Origin of the sequence: Halomonas sp. KM007 (genome assembly GCF_050709225.1) — a bacterium.
GTDB lineage: Bacteria > Pseudomonadota > Gammaproteobacteria > Pseudomonadales > Halomonadaceae > Vreelandella > Vreelandella hamiltonii.
Genome location: NZ_CP136131.1, coordinates 1860465 through 1874707 on the forward strand (window position 1 = coordinate 1860465; position 14243 = coordinate 1874707).

Consider the following 14243-nt stretch of genomic DNA (forward strand, 5'->3'; position numbering starts at 1 on the left):
AACCACCAAAGCAAGTTGATCGAAATAAAGGGGAAACACCATGAAACTGCAACTAACCGCAATTGCTGCCGCTCTAGCACTTTCCAGCAGCATGGCCATGGCAACAACAATTGTCTCTACCAATAACCTAACCTATACCAGCGCTGGTGGCGGACAAGGGGGCGGTTATGGCGTTGATAACGATAATACACCTATCGATACTGATGCTTGGGACACTGCAGGTTTTCCAACGGCTTTCCAACCAGATCCTGCTTTTACCAACTTCCAGACTGGCCCAAATGGCCTTGATAATATGCCTGGCAGTACGGCAGCAGTAGGTGACAACGACAGTACTATCACCCAAACTGCGACTGGCACCACAGGCAACTCGGCCAGTGTGTTACAGGGTGGTGGAGATCAAAACGAATCCAACATCACACAAAACCAAAGCGGTACAGGCGATGCTTTGAAAGCTGATGTAATACAAGATGGTACGCTTAACCGTTCCGATATTACTCAGGATCTTAGCACTGGCGGTGTTGCCAACGTTGTTCAGGTCGGCAACGAAAACCAATCTCGCGTTGATCAGTTCGGTGGCGATGCCAACGGTGCTAGTGTCACCCAAGTGGGTGTTGGTCACAAATCTATTGTGAATCAAGGGGTCGTAGGCGGTGGTGCGGATAATAACGACGCCGTTGCCATTCAGCTTGGCTCAGCTAACCAAAGCTATATTCGCCAGCAATGGGATACCAACCAAGCCTTAGCGGTTCAAGTGGGAAATGACGGTATTAGTCATATCAAACAAGCAGGCAGCAGCAACTTAGCATTTTTAGCTGATGATGGCTCGTTCAACAACTCTTACATTCTGCAGGGCGCAGCAGGTACGGGAGATACCAATATCGCCTTAGTTGGACAGAGCGGAATGGACAATGATTCTTATGTCTCGCAGTTAAATGGCGACAATAACTTTGCTGGAGTGGCCCAGCTAGGTACAGATGGTGAGTCTGACATCTTCCAAAATGGTAGTGGTAACACTGCGTTAGTTGGTCAGTTCAGTGAAGGTGACGTTTCTTTCATTATCCAAAATGGTGATGGTAAAACAGCTACCGTTACCCAAGATGGCGTTGGTATTGCAGGGGCAGAATTTAACGAGTCCTTCATCCTGCAAACTGGCAGCGGCATGCATAATGCTACTGTAAGCCAAACTCATAACCCAGCAGGTGGCTGGAACAACATCTCCACCATCACTCAGGTAAGTAGTGCGGTAAACGCCAATGCCAGCGTAACTCAAGTGGGCAGTGGCAACCGCGCCTCTACCATTCAGTACTAATTCCTGGTTAAATAATGTTCTCAAACCGCCCCCCAAGGGGGCGGTTTTTTTATGCTGTCACCTAACGCACCACCACCGTCAGCGTGCCGCCTTTGCCTTGAGTCGAGGAGCGTGAACGGTTGCTGCCTTTGACGATATCGACTTCCAGCCGCTCGTCATCGTTCAGGAGTTTGACGGTGCCTTCCAAGGTATCGCCTTCAAAGGTGAACTCTGCGGGTACCGTGCCGTGGATTTCAGGGTGTTCGACGGTGTCGCCGTTGTGGGTAATGCGCCACTCGGCGGAAAACTCAGCGCCGGGAGAGCCGCTCATGGTGATGTGGATTTGGGTCATATCCTGCTCCTGTGCGGCTAACCCTGAGATGGGCAAGCCAAGGGTAAGTACGGCGATAAACAGCGTGCCGTATCGTCGTGAAACGTGCCAAGCCAATGATCGTTTCATGTTAGCTACCTCATTAACCACAAGAGCCGCTCAACATGAGCGGCTCTTGCAGTGTAGCAGGCGTTCTAACTACCAGTTACCTAGTGTTACATAACAGCAAAGGCTTTCTCTGCGGCATCCAGCGTGAGCTGGATATCCTCGGGCGTATGGGCACTGGACATAAAGCCGGCTTCATAGGCAGACGGCGCAAGGTAGACGCCATGATCCAGCATTGCGCCGAAGAAGCGGCGGAAGGCATCGGGATTACACGCCGTGGCTTGGGCAAAGTTATCCACACGGGACTGCGAGGTGAAGAACACGCCGAACATGCCGCCTGCGGATTGGGTCATCATCGGTACCCGCGCCGCGTTGGCACGCTCTTGCAGGCCGTTACACAGCGTTTGCACGCGCTGACTCAGGGCATCGTGGAAGCCCGGCACCTGCAGCTTGGTGAGAAGTGCTACCCCGGCGGCCATAGCCAGTGGGTTACCCGAAAGGGTGCCCGCCTGATATACCGGCCCCAGCGGCGAGATGTTCTGCATGATGTCGCGCTTGCCGCCAAACGCACCGACCGGCATACCGCCACCAACGATCTTACCCAAACAGGTCAGATCCGGCGTGATACCGTAGTACGCCTGGGCACCACCAAGGGCAACCCGGAATCCGGTCATCACCTCATCAAAAATCAGAATGCTGCCGTACTCGTTACAAACGTGGCGCAGGGTTTCCAAGAAACCTGGCTGAGGCGGAATGCAGTTCATATTGCCCGCCACCGGCTCGACGATGATGCAGGCAATCTGCTCACCGATCTCTGCAAAGCACGCTTCAACGCCTTCCGGGTCGTTATAGGAGAGTGTAATGGTGTGCTCGGCCAACGACGCCGGTACACCAGGTGAGCTGGGCTCGCCGTGGGTCAAGGCACCGGAGCCCGCTTTTACCAGCAGGGAGTCCGAGTGGCCGTGGTAGTTACCCTCGAACTTGACGATCTTGTCCCGCCCCGTGGTGCCCCGCGCCAGCCGAATCGCTGACATGGTGGCCTCGGTGCCCGAGCTGGTCATGCGCACCATTTCCATGGAGGGAATCATGTCGCAAATTAGGTCGGCCATGGTGGTTTCCACGGCCGTGGGGGTACCGAACGAGAGCCCATTATCCAACCGCGCACGTACAGCCGCCAATACGTCTTGATCGGCATGACCGGTAATCATCGGTCCCCAGGAGCCGATGTAATCGACGTAGCGGTTGCCCTCGACATCGAAGAGGTAAGCGCCCTGCGCACGTTCCATGAATACCGGCGGGCGGTGCAACCCTTTGAAGGCACGGACGGGAGAGTTCACGCCACCGGGAATATGGCGACTGGCCAGATCAAATAATTCTGCAGATGTGGTCATGGCATCCTCTGTAGCAATAGCTGACGGACAATAAAAATCAAAAGCGTGCAGGGCGTGATAGACGTTGAGGCAAACACTGCCCGCTGGGCGGCTGATAGCCGTGTGACAAACTCTCCCAGGTAAAGTGCTGTGCCTGTTCGCAAGCCGTAGGTAAGCGCTCACCTACCGCCAAACGAGCGGCCAGGGCGGAAGCCAACGTACATCCGGACCCGTGAAACACTTCCGGCAGTCTGGGCCACTGCCACTGGCGAGTGGTATCGGGCGAATGCAGTGTGTTGACCACCTGCTGCCCGCTGCCGGGCAGAGGCTCATCCGTGGCGGTGACCAGCACCGCCTGGCACCCGCGCGATAACAACGAAACAGCGCGGGCCGTATCATCGAACGGTGCGTCGATCTCAGGCGTGAGCGCGATCAGTTCATGGCGGTTGGGCGTCAGGATATCCACAAGGGGAAGCAGACGGTCACTATAAAGCTTCTGCAAACGGGGTGTGGATAACTCAGTGCCGCCGCCCGCTTTCAAGACAGGGTCTGCCACCACCGGTACACCCGGAAAACGCCGCACGATCTGCTCGGCCGCACGCAAGGTTGCTTCGTCCGCCAGCAAGCCTAGCTTGATGGCGGCAATCTGCATGTCGACCAGCGCTTCTGCCATTTGCCGCATGGCAGCTGCATCGGCTGGCAATACCGTGGTGACATTATGGCAGTTCTGCACGGTCAGGGCGGTGGGAATGGTCACTGCCCAGCCACCACACGCGGCGATGGCTTCGCTATCGGCGACCAGTCCAGCGCCGCCGGTAGGATCATGGCCTGCCAATACCAGTACAACGGGAGGAAGTGGTTGGCGCATCAAAAGGGTTTCACTACCGCCAGAAGAATGATGGCGATCAGGGCCACGACAGGGGCCTCATTGAACCAGCGGAAGAACACGTGGCTCTTGGTGCAGCGATCCTGGGCCAACTGCTTCAAATAGATCAGACATACGTGGTGATAGGCCACCAGCAATACCACCAGCGTCAGCTTCACGTGCATCCAGCCCTGAGTGAACCAGGCAGGTACCAGGTAAAGCAGCCAGCCGCCAAACAGCAGCACGACGATCATGGAAGGCGTCATGATGCCGCGATAAAGCTTGCGCTCCATGGTCTTGAAGTAGTCGATGGCCTGGACATCCCCCTTGTCGCGCGCCATCGCGTGGTACACGTATAGCCGTGGCAGATAGAACAGTGCAGCAAACCAGGTCACAACGGCCATCAGGTGAATGGCCTTTATCCACTCGTACATGGTCTCTCCTTAATAGGTGCGCTCATTGCGAAACAGTGGGGTCACGGGGGTCAGAATGACGTGTATCGGTATAGTGGTAATAGCGCTCGATGGCGCCGCGAGTAATGATACCTGAAATTCGCTGCTGCTTTGGCCGGTAGCCATGAATCACGTAGAGCGCATCCAGCGTATTGTCCTGCAGCTTGAGGAAGGCTTCCGACAGGGTGGCCTGCAAACCGATGGGGGCCATTTCCAGCCGCTGCCCGGGAATTTCCAGCAGGTCGATCAACTCCTCCTCTTGCGCGGCTCCCTCTTTCAAGGCTTCGTCATGCTCCAGCAACCAGCGGGCCAGCTCTGCCGCTTTCAAGCCCAATACCGGCTTGTCGTCGCTGGATCGTTCGATCACCAGCCAGGTAGGGTTGGCCTCCAGCCGCTGGCGGGCCTGCTCGAGGGTGATCATGCGCTCGGTACGCACCAGAGAGCGCTCCATGACCGCAGGCACCGACACTCTGGAAAGCGCCTGCATCAACGGCTGCTGCAAGGGGTGCATGCCATACCGCACCGAACTGACGAAAAACCCTTCACATCCCGTCAACTGTCGCGAAGTCAGGCAAGCCACCACCACCGCCAGCATGCCAGGCAACATCATGTGGGGGGTGTGGGTCAACTCCAGCAGTGCCATCAAGGCCGCTAGCGGAGCCTGCAACACGGCGCCCATCATGGCGGCCATCCCCAGCATGGCATAAATCCCGGGGTCTGCCGCCTTGTCGGGCCATAGCCAGCCACCCAGCATGCCTGCCAGTGCGCCGGAGGCTGCGCCCGACACCAGCACGGGGCCGATGATACCGATCGGCACACCGCCCGCCACGGTCAGAGCCGTGATCAGCAGCTTGCCAATCATCAGCGCCAGCAATACGCTAACGGTCAGTTGGTTATTCAGCGCCGCGGCCAGGCTATCGTAGCCAATGCCCTGTATTTCAGGAAACCACCACGCCAGTGCTCCCGTAGCAACTCCAACGCTGCCCAGCCTCAGCCATAACGGAAGCCCTTGCAGGAAGGCATGGCGTGCCAGATGAATGAATACGCCAGCCATCAGGCCAATCACCAGCCCCGTCACCACTATCCAGGGCAAATTCATCAGCGAGCCAAGTGCTACTTCAGGGATGCGGAAGGCTGGCTCGTTTCCGTACGCCAGCTGAGCCACCAGCGCACCCATGGTGGAAGCCAGGATCACCGGCATGAAGCTCATCAGGGTGTACTCCATCATGACCACTTCCATGGCAAAGATGACCCCCGCGATGGGCGTATTGAAAGAGGCAGAAATACCCGCCGCCGTTCCACAGGCCACCAGCACACGCAGGCTGTTGTGTGGCAGCCGCAGCCGCATCCCCAGGCCACTGGAAGCCGCCGCCCCCAGATGAATTGCCGGTCCTTCACGGCCAGCAGAGAGACCGCCCAACACCGATACCACCCCGACCCACCACTGGTTGAGCCAGTTACGCAGTGGAAAACGGCCCTGATGGTAGGTCAGGCGCTCGATGACATGGCCGACGCCCAGCTTGCGTGCGGTGGCCTTCTGACGATACAGCAGCACACCGATGACGCTCACGGCCAGCAGGGGCAGCAGCGCTCTGACCCACGGGGGCAGCGCTTCGAAGCCTTCCGGGTTACCGTCCGGCATGTACAGCGCGGCTCCCGCCTCCAGCAGCAGCCTGAATGCCACCATGACAGCCCCGGTCATGACACCAGACACCAGCCCCAGCACACACAGTTGCGGCAAGGCATCCACATTGGCCAGCTGGCGACGAAAACCCTCTAAGGTGAAATCTGACCGCGAAAAACCTGCCACAACGCTCGTCCTTGGTTGGGTAGAGTGGGTCTACGACACGCAGTGCTCTTCTGCGCCTGCTCTCTTGTGTATCATAGCTGGAGACACATCAACAGCCTCGCAAAACTTGCCAGGCTGCTAATTACCGCTGCCAGGACTGTGCAGAAGGCGCAAGGAGTGATCTGTGATAAACGTTGGCATTGTAGGCGGCACTGGCTACACCGGTGTTGAACTTCTGAGGCTGCTGGCCCAGCACCCCGAGGTAAATGTTCAAGCGATAACGTCGCGCTCGGAAGCAGGCGTCAAGGTCTGTGACATGTACCCCAACCTGCGAGGCCACTACGATACCCTGACCTTCAGTGAGCCCGATGCCAAGGCCCTGGGGGCCATGGACGCCGTCTTTTTTGCCACCCCTCATGGCGTGGCCCACGCGCTGGCAGGCGAGCTATTGGCCAACGGAACCCGCGTCATCGACCTGTCGGCCGACTTTCGCCTGCGCGATGCCGACGAGTGGAGCCGCTGGTACGACCAGCCCCACGGCGCCCCTGAACTGTTGAAAGAGGCGGTCTACGGCCTGCCGGAAATGCATCGTGAAAAGATCAAGACCGCGCGTCTGATCGCGGTACCCGGCTGCTACCCCACCGCCGTTCAGCTAGGTTACCTGCCGCTGCTGGAAGCGGGCCTGATCGACCCGAATCAGCTGATTGCCGACTGCAAGTCCGGGGTCACTGGCGCTGGGCGGGGTGCCAAGGTCGCCTCGCTGCTGGCCGAAGCCAGCGAGTCCATGAAAGCCTACGGTGCAGGCGGCCATCGCCATCTGCCGGAAATTCGTCAGGGCCTGGGCGACATGCAGCCAGACACCGTGGGATTGACCTTCGTCCCCCACCTGACACCCATGATCCGCGGCATCCACGCCACGCTCTACAGCACCCTCAGCACCGAGCCAGGCGACTTGCAGGCACTGTTCGAAAAACGCTTTGCCAATGAGCCGTTCGTGGACGTCATGCCCGCCGGCAGCCACCCGGAAACCCGCAGCGTAAAAGGCAACAATACCTGCCGCATCGCCGTGCATCGTCCGGGCAACGGCAATACGGTGGTGGTACTTTCCGTCATCGACAACCTGGTCAAGGGCGCCTCCGGCCAGGCCATCCAGAACCTGAACCTGATGTTTGGCTTCGATGAGCAGATGGGCCTCAACGCCCCCGCTCTGATGCCTTGAGCCACAGTAATTCCCGGCAATAGTTGACCATTTTGCTGGGAATTACCCATAATCCCCCCATGCCATCTATTCGTTCCTAAAGCTCGCGGGAGGTACCCATGAGCGGTGCAGAAGCTTTTGTTCCAACCCCTTTAATGCTGTCCGACAGTGCGCGCCAGCGCATCAAGGCACTCATGGCCGAAGAGCACAATCCAGCCCTCAAGCTGCGTGTCTATGTCACCGGTGGTGGCTGTTCCGGCTTTCAGTATGGTTTTGACTTTGCCGACAACGTGGCAGAGGACGACACCCTGATCGAATTCGGAGACGCCACGCTGGTGGTGGACCCCCTCTCCTACCAATACCTGGTCGGCTCTACCGTGGACTACGAAGAGGGCCTGGCAGGGGCGCGTTTTCGCGTGCAAAACCCCAATGCCACTACCACCTGCGGCTGTGGTGCCTCGTTCATGGTATGACCAGCGTTGGTCGCAACGACTTCCCCATGACTTGACGCCTTGGCGGTTTCTCGCCAAGGTAAAAAGGTCAATAACGGTTCATCGACCGGTTTATAAGAAGAAACACACTATATAAACGGTGACGGAAACCACATAAAACTCGGGGAAACTAATGAAACACTTTTTTACCACCTCCGCTATCGCCACTGCCGTTGCACTGGGCTTGGGCAGTACCACTGCGTTTGCTGACACACCCACGGTCAATGTGGTGACTGACCCAAGCTTTGTGCCTTTCGAGATGCTCGACCCCGAAACCGGTGAAATGATCGGCTTCGACATGGACATCATCAACGAAATCGCCGAACGGGCTGGCTTCGACATCAATCTCACCACCATGGAGTTCGCGGGCATCATTCCGGCCGTCCAGACCGGCAGCCAGGAAATTGCCATTGCCGGTGTGACCATCACCGAAGAGCGTGCGCAGATCGTCGACTTCTCTGATCCCTACTACGACTCGGGCCTGCAGATCATCGTGCGTGCCGACAACGATGACGTAGAGTCCATCGAAGACCTGGCCGGGCTCTCCATCGCCACGCGCATCGGCTCCACCAGCTACGACTTCCTGCAAGAGCAGCTGGGCGACGACGCCGATATCACTCCCTATCCAGGCAATAGCGACATGTACATGGCCCTGCTGGGGCGTAACGTCGATGCCGCGTTCTACGATGCCCCCAACGTTGCCTACTTCTCGCAAACACGCGGTGAAGGTCGCACCAAGGTCGTCGGCCCCCTGTACGAAGGCCAGCAGTACGGCATCGTCTTCCACAAGGGTAGCCAGTGGGTAGAACCCGCCAATGAAGCACTCGCGGCCATGCGTGAAGACGGCACCTACGACGAGATTTACCAGAAGTGGTTTGGTGAGACCTCCGACGAAGAGTAAGCACTGTCATAGGTAAGTGCGTTATCTCACGTTTACAGGGCCGGGCGGCCTAGCCCCCGGCCCTGAATCATTGTGTGGTGCTGTTCTGGAGACGTCACGTGGAAGTCACTTTTCAATTCGACTGGGCGGCCGCTTTCCGCTCGATTCCCTACTTGTTACCCGGTATTCCGTGGACACTGCTGATCTCGTTCGGCGGCCTGGCCATTGGCTTTTTCATCGGCATCTTCTTTGGCCTGCTGCGCATCAGCCGCACGCGCTGGCTGCGCTGGCCAGCCATCCTGTATGTCGAAGTCTTTCGCGGTACACCCATCCTGGTGCAGGTGCTGTTCATTTTCTACGGCCTGCCCCAACTACTGGGTGGCCCCATCAATGCGCTGGTGGCCGGCATTGCCGCCATTGCCGTCAATTCAGGGGCCTATATCTCCGAAATCGTACGCGGAGGCGTGCAGTCGATCGAACGCGGGCAACGCGAAGCATCGCTGTCGCTGGGGCTCTCCCGAGCGCAGTCGTTTCGTTACGTCATCTGGCCTCAAGCCTTCCGCCGCATGATCCCTCCGCTGGGCAACCAGGGCATCATCAGCATCAAGGACACCTCGCTGTTTTCCGTCATCGGGGTGGGTGAGCTGGTGCGCCAAGGACAGATCTACATTGCCACCACCTTCACGGCGCTGGAAGTCTATTTCATGGTCGCCCTGATGTACCTGGCCATTACCTGGACCCTCTCTATCATCCTGCGCCAGTTGGAACGGCGCGGCGTCGTTGGCCAATAAGGAGCGCACAATGACTTCGACCTCATCGCCCATTGTGCAAATGCAGAAGCTCAACAAGCACTTTGGCAGCCTGCATGTGCTCAAGAACATCGATCTGGAAATCGTCCCTGGAGAAGTCGTCGTCGTGATCGGCGCCAGCGGTTCTGGCAAATCCACGCTGATCCGCTGCATCAACGGGCTGGAAGAGTTTCAGTCCGGCAGCCTCGATGTCGATGGCAATACGCTGCTGCCCGATGGCAAAAGCAGCAAGGCCCTGCAAACCATCCGCACCGAAGTCGGCATGGTGTTCCAGCAGTTCAACCTCTTCCCCCATCTGAGCGTCATCGACAACATTACCCTGGCCCCCATGAAAGTGCGTGGCTGGAGCCGTAAGGATGCCGAAGAGACGGCTCAGCGGCTGTTGGAACGCGTCGGCATTGCCGATCAGGCACAGAAGTACCCCAGCCAGCTCTCTGGAGGGCAGCAGCAGCGGGTCGCCCTGGCCCGCGCGCTGGCCATGGAACCCCGGCTCATGCTCTTCGACGAGCCCACCTCGGCGCTAGACCCGGAGATGATCGGTGAAGTGCTGGACGCCATGCGTGAGCTGGCCAAGGAAGGCATGACCATGGTCATCGTGACCCATGAAATGGGCTTTGCGCGGGAAGTAGCCGACCGCGTCATCTTCATTCACAAAGGGGAAATCACCGAGCAAGGGCCACCGGAACAGCTGTTCGATGCACCTCAGCATGAACGCACCCAGTCCTTCTTGGCGCGCGTATTGAAGCACTAGCAGCCCATCAGGGCACCTCAGAGACCGGCCTGTCCTTGCGACAGGCCTTTTTTTTGCCTGTGGATAATATTTTTTCCTCGGCTGCCACTATCTGGCTGACACCCGCGCCATGGGCATCTTTCAACGCATATGATGGTCACCAGATCACTTGTTCACAGGTGCGGTAACAAGCGCGGTAGCCAGCGGTGGATAAGCCGTCGTTAACCTGGCCTGTGGGTAAGTAAGCTTTTCATCCACAGCTCCGTCACCGCTTCTACGCAGGCACTCCGCCGGTTCACCACTGCTTGGTCAACAATACAAAATGATGATTAATATAGGAAAAAATCATTTATCAACAGATTTTGTCCACACCATTAGTAACTACATTTACAGAACTTCTCTTATATATTTTTATTTTGTTATTAATTTATAAAACCACTGATAGCAAGGATGTGGAAAAACCTGACGGTTACCCACAGGAGGTTTATACTGGCGGGCTTATTCCAACAGCGGTGATCCGCTGACCACATCATCCGTGCCTTGGGCACAAGACGAGGTGTCTCTTGAACTACCCCGACCGCTTTGACGTGATTGTCATCGGCGGTGGCCATGCGGGAACCGAAGCCGCACTGGCCTCTGCTCGCATGGGCTGTCAAACCCTATTGCTGACCCACAACATCGAGACGCTGGGCCAAATGTCCTGCAATCCCGCCATTGGTGGGATCGGCAAGAGCCATCTGGTCAAGGAGATCGATGCGTTGGGTGGTGCCATGGGGCTAGCCACGGATTTGGGCGGCATCCAGTTTCGAGTACTCAACGCACGTAAGGGGCCTGCCGTACGCGCGACCCGCGCCCAGGCAGACAGGATCCGCTACAAGGCCGCCATTCGAGGCATGCTGGAAAACCAGCCGAACCTGACGATTTTCCAGCAGGCGGCTGGCGACCTCATTGTGGATAACGACACCGTACGTGGTGTAGTGACCGAGACAGGCATTCGTTTTCATGCCGAGTCGGTGGTGCTGAGCACGGGCACGTTCCTTGGCGGTGTTATCCACATCGGGTTGGACCAAAGCCGTGGTGGCCGCGCAGGCGACCCACCTTCCAATGCGCTGGCAGAGCGACTGCGGGCACTGCCTTTTCACGTCGACAGGTTGAAGACCGGTACCCCTCCGCGTATCGATGCCAAATCCGTCGACTTTTCACAGCTGGAAGAGCAACCAGGCGACACGCCCACGCCGATCATGTCCTACCTGGGGCATCGGGGCATGCATCCTCAGCAGGTGAGCTGCCATATTGCGCACACCAACGAGCGCACCCACGAGATCATCCTGAACAACCTCGATCGTTCCCCCATGTACTCCGGGGTAATCGAAGGCATCGGCCCCCGCTACTGCCCGTCGATCGAAGACAAGGTGCATCGCTTCGCCGACAAATCGAGCCATCAGGTGTTCATCGAACCGGAAGGTCTGGATACCCACGAGCTCTACCCCAATGGGATCTCCACCTCACTGCCCTTCGATGTGCAGCTGCAGGTCGTGCGCTCCATCAAAGGGTTGGAAAACGCCCATATCACGCGCCCGGGTTATGCCATCGAGTATGACTTCTTCGACCCGCGGGATTTGAAGCACTCGCTGGAAACCAAATTTATCCACAACCTGTTTTTTGCCGGGCAGATCAACGGCACCACTGGCTACGAAGAAGCGGGTGCTCAAGGGTTGCTGGCGGGGCTCAACGCGGCACGGCGAGCCAAGCAGCTGGAGGCGTGGTACCCACGTCGTGACGAGGCGTATCTAGGCGTTCTGGTGGATGACCTGATCACCATGGGCACCAAGGAACCCTATCGCATGTTCACGTCACGCGCCGAGTATCGGCTGCTGCTGCGTGAAGACAATGCCGACCTCCGCCTGACCGAGCAGGGCCGCCAGCTGGGGTTGGTCGATGACACCCGCTGGGCGGCTTTCAGCCAGAAACGTGATGCCATCGAGCGTGAAGCCACGCGCTTGTCCAGCGCCTGGGTACATCCCAACAGCCCGGCTGCCGCCAGCATCGCCGAGAAAACCGGCAAGCCGCTGTCGCGGGAGTACTGCCTGAGCGATTTGCTGAAGCGCCCTGAACTGACCTACGCCGATATTGCCGACCTGCCGGGCATGGAAAGCGGCGGCGTGGAGGATGAAGCTGTCGCCGAACAGGTGCAGATTCAGGCCAAGTATCAGGGGTACATCGATCGTCAGCAGGACGAAATCGACAAGCTCAAGCGCCACGAAGCCACAGCGCTCCCCGCTGAGCTGGATTATCACAACGTGGAGGGGCTCTCCCACGAGATTCGCCAGAAGCTCAGCGCCGCGCGGCCGGAAACCCTTGCCCAGGCTGCCCGTATCTCTGGAGTGACGCCTGCTGCCGTCTCGATACTGCTGATTCACCTGAAAAAGCGCCGCCTGATCAGCCATACCGAGGTCGCCAACGGATGAGTTTCTTGCCGCCGCTGATTGAAAGCCTGCCCGCTAGTGTGGCCCCCAGACTGGAGCAAGGGCTGGCCCAACTGGATATCGCCATTACGCCCGCCCAGCGTGAGCAGCTGCTGGGGCTGCTGGCGCTATTGCACAAGTGGAACCGGGCTTATAACCTCACCGCCGTACGCGACGTCGATGAAATGGTGTCTCGCCACGTGCTGGACAGTGCGGCGGTGGCGCCCTTCATTCGGGGGCCCCGACTTCTGGACGTAGGCGCCGGGCCAGGCTTGCCTGGACTGGTGCTGGCGATTTTGAAGCCCGAACTTCAGGTGACGCTGCTGGACAGCAACGGCAAGAAGGTTCGCTTCCAACGGCAGGCCGTCATGGAGCTGGCGCTGAGCAACGTGACGCCCACTCAGGCAAGGGTCGAGCAGTTTGCGGGCCAGCACTTCGATCAGGTGATCTCGCGGGCCTTCGCCAGCCTGGTGGACTTCGTGACCTTGACGCGCCCGCTACCGACCGCCGACGGCCAGTGGCTGGCCATGAAGGGCCCCGGTGCCGATGACGAGCTGCGCGACCTGCCAGCAGGTGTTGAACTGAACGCTCGGCACCTGTTGAATATACCCTTCGAGACGGCCGAGCGGCAGCTGTTGATCCTGACCCCAAAAGGAGTTGAGTAGTGAGCCAGATCATTGCCCTGACCAACCAAAAAGGCGGCGTGGGCAAGACCACTTCAGCCGTCAATCTGGCCGCCAGCCTGGCCGCCCTGGACCGGCGCGTACTGTTGGTCGACCTCGACCCCCAGGGGCATGCCAGCATGGGCAGTGGGATCGACAAGTATGATCTGGAAAAGAGCGTGCTGGACGTGCTCTTGGGGGAAACCTCGGCCAGCGACGCCATCGTGCGCGGTTTGTCGGTTCGTTACGATGTCTTGCCGGGCAATGGCGATTTGACGGCGGCGGAAGTCGAGCTGCTGGACGCCGAGCAGCGGCAGAGTCGCCTTTCTCAGGCGCTGGCCAGCGTGGCCGACGAATACGATGTGGTGCTGATCGACTGCCCGCCGTCGCTGAACATGCTCACGGTGAATGCGCTTACTGCAGCCCATGGCGTACTGATCCCGCTGCAGTGTGAATTTTACGCTCTGGAAGGACTCTCGGCGCTGCTGGATACCGTGGAACAGATCAAGCAGAGCGTGAATTCCGAGCTTGCCGTCTCCGGTATCCTGCGCACCATGTACGACAAGCGCACCAGCCTCACGCGGGAAGTGGACAAGCAGCTACGCGACTTTTTCGGCGATGCGCTGCTGAAAACCACCATTCCGCGCAACGTGAAAGTGGCAGAAGCGCCAAGTCATGGCCTGCCCGTGACCCAGTACGCCCGTTTTTCGCGGGGCAGCCAGGCCTACCGCGTGCTGGCCAAAGAGATGATTCGACGGTTGTCACTGTAACGCCTGTCGTTACGGCGGCTGTCGCTGTAAGGTTCGAA

Annotated in this window: 14 protein-coding genes; 9 read left to right on the forward strand and 5 right to left on the reverse strand. The window is 58.4% G+C overall.

The genetic code is table 11. The features are described 5' to 3' along the window. Positions 1-40 precede the first annotated feature (40 nt). Entirely contained in the window at positions 41-1309 is a 1269-nt protein-coding gene (locus tag RVM27_RS08715; RefSeq protein ID WP_498956364.1) for a hypothetical protein, read from the forward strand. Positions 1310-1370: 61 nt separating this feature from the next. Here RVM27_RS08715 and RVM27_RS08720 read toward each other — a convergent pair whose 3' ends face one another. From RVM27_RS08720 to RVM27_RS08740, 5 genes are all read right to left on the reverse strand, one after another. Further along, positions 1371-1748: a hypothetical protein gene (locus RVM27_RS08720; RefSeq protein ID WP_498956365.1), complete on the reverse strand. Its 378-nt coding sequence runs from the start codon at positions 1746-1748 to the stop codon at positions 1371-1373. Positions 1749-1834: 86 nt separating this feature from the next. Further along, positions 1835-3115, reverse strand: a complete 1281-nt coding sequence (gene hemL, locus RVM27_RS08725; RefSeq protein WP_498956366.1) for a glutamate-1-semialdehyde 2,1-aminomutase — start codon at positions 3113-3115, stop codon at positions 1835-1837. A gap of 37 nt (positions 3116-3152) precedes the next feature. Continuing rightward, positions 3153-3962 carry a bifunctional hydroxymethylpyrimidine kinase/phosphomethylpyrimidine kinase gene (gene thiD / locus RVM27_RS08730; protein ID WP_100731119.1) on the reverse strand — a complete coding sequence of 270 codons (810 nt, stop codon included), beginning with the start codon at positions 3960-3962 and terminating at the stop codon, positions 3153-3155. Then, the gene (hemJ, locus tag RVM27_RS08735; protein WP_016915595.1) at positions 3962-4393 is read right to left on the reverse strand and encodes a protoporphyrinogen oxidase HemJ; all 432 of its coding nucleotides are present in this window, start codon (positions 4391-4393) and stop codon (positions 3962-3964) included. The genes thiD and hemJ overlap by 1 nt, the downstream gene beginning before the upstream one ends. A 22-nt stretch (positions 4394-4415) precedes the next feature. After that, positions 4416-6221, reverse strand: coding sequence for a chloride channel protein (locus tag RVM27_RS08740; RefSeq protein WP_498956367.1), 1806 nt, complete (start codon positions 6219-6221; stop codon positions 4416-4418). Between the two features lie 163 nt (positions 6222-6384). Here RVM27_RS08740 and argC point away from each other — a divergent pair, with 163 nt between their 5' ends. From argC to RVM27_RS08780, 8 genes are all read left to right on the forward strand, one after another. Further along, positions 6385-7419 carry an N-acetyl-gamma-glutamyl-phosphate reductase gene (gene argC, locus RVM27_RS08745; protein ID WP_081138476.1) on the forward strand — a complete coding sequence of 345 codons (1035 nt, stop codon included), beginning with the start codon at positions 6385-6387 and terminating at the stop codon, positions 7417-7419. Positions 7420-7517: 98 nt separating this feature from the next. Further along, positions 7518-7871 (forward strand): iron-sulfur cluster insertion protein ErpA, encoded by a 354-nt coding sequence (gene erpA, locus RVM27_RS08750; protein ID WP_026001913.1) that lies wholly within the window; start codon positions 7518-7520, stop codon positions 7869-7871. A 151-nt stretch (positions 7872-8022) separates the two neighbouring features. After that, positions 8023-8790 (forward strand): type 2 periplasmic-binding domain-containing protein, encoded by a 768-nt coding sequence (locus RVM27_RS08755; protein ID WP_498956368.1) that lies wholly within the window; start codon positions 8023-8025, stop codon positions 8788-8790. Between the two features lie 98 nt (positions 8791-8888). Beyond that, positions 8889-9560, forward strand: coding sequence for an amino acid ABC transporter permease (locus RVM27_RS08760; RefSeq protein WP_016915590.1), 672 nt, complete (start codon positions 8889-8891; stop codon positions 9558-9560). A 10-nt stretch (positions 9561-9570) separates the two neighbouring features. Beyond that, positions 9571-10329 (forward strand): amino acid ABC transporter ATP-binding protein, encoded by a 759-nt coding sequence (locus tag RVM27_RS08765; RefSeq protein WP_016915589.1) that lies wholly within the window; start codon positions 9571-9573, stop codon positions 10327-10329. A gap of 542 nt (positions 10330-10871) precedes the next feature. Continuing rightward, entirely contained in the window at positions 10872-12776 is a 1905-nt protein-coding gene (gene mnmG / locus RVM27_RS08770; protein WP_189463650.1) for a tRNA uridine-5-carboxymethylaminomethyl(34) synthesis enzyme MnmG, read from the forward strand. Further along, a complete protein-coding gene (gene rsmG / locus RVM27_RS08775) occupies positions 12773-13438 on the forward strand; it encodes a 16S rRNA (guanine(527)-N(7))-methyltransferase RsmG (RefSeq protein WP_498956369.1) in 666 nt (221 codons plus the stop codon). Before mnmG ends, rsmG begins: the two co-directional genes overlap by 4 nt. Next, a complete protein-coding gene (locus RVM27_RS08780) occupies positions 13438-14205 on the forward strand; it encodes a ParA family protein (protein WP_498956370.1) in 768 nt (255 codons plus the stop codon). Before rsmG ends, RVM27_RS08780 begins: the two co-directional genes overlap by 1 nt. Positions 14206-14243 lie beyond the last annotated feature (38 nt).

Excerpts from the sequence above, each read along its gene's own strand:
- RVM27_RS08715 (WP_498956364.1), top strand. The coding sequence starts at position 41 with ATGAAACTGCAACTAACCGCAATTGCTGCCGCTCTAGCACTTTCCAGC.
- RVM27_RS08720 (WP_498956365.1), bottom strand. The coding sequence starts at position 1,748 with ATGAAACGATCATTGGCTTGGCACGTTTCACGACGATACGGCACGCTG.
- hemL (WP_498956366.1), bottom strand. The coding sequence starts at position 3,115 with ATGACCACATCTGCAGAATTATTTGATCTGGCCAGTCGCCATATTCCC.
- thiD (WP_100731119.1), bottom strand. The coding sequence starts at position 3,962 with ATGCGCCAACCACTTCCTCCCGTTGTACTGGTATTGGCAGGCCATGAT.
- hemJ (WP_016915595.1), bottom strand. The coding sequence starts at position 4,393 with ATGTACGAGTGGATAAAGGCCATTCACCTGATGGCCGTTGTGACCTGG.
- erpA (WP_026001913.1), top strand. The coding sequence starts at position 7,518 with ATGAGCGGTGCAGAAGCTTTTGTTCCAACCCCTTTAATGCTGTCCGAC.
- RVM27_RS08755 (WP_498956368.1), top strand. The coding sequence starts at position 8,023 with ATGAAACACTTTTTTACCACCTCCGCTATCGCCACTGCCGTTGCACTG.
- RVM27_RS08765 (WP_016915589.1), top strand. The coding sequence starts at position 9,571 with ATGACTTCGACCTCATCGCCCATTGTGCAAATGCAGAAGCTCAACAAG.
- rsmG (WP_498956369.1), top strand. The coding sequence starts at position 12,773 with ATGAGTTTCTTGCCGCCGCTGATTGAAAGCCTGCCCGCTAGTGTGGCC.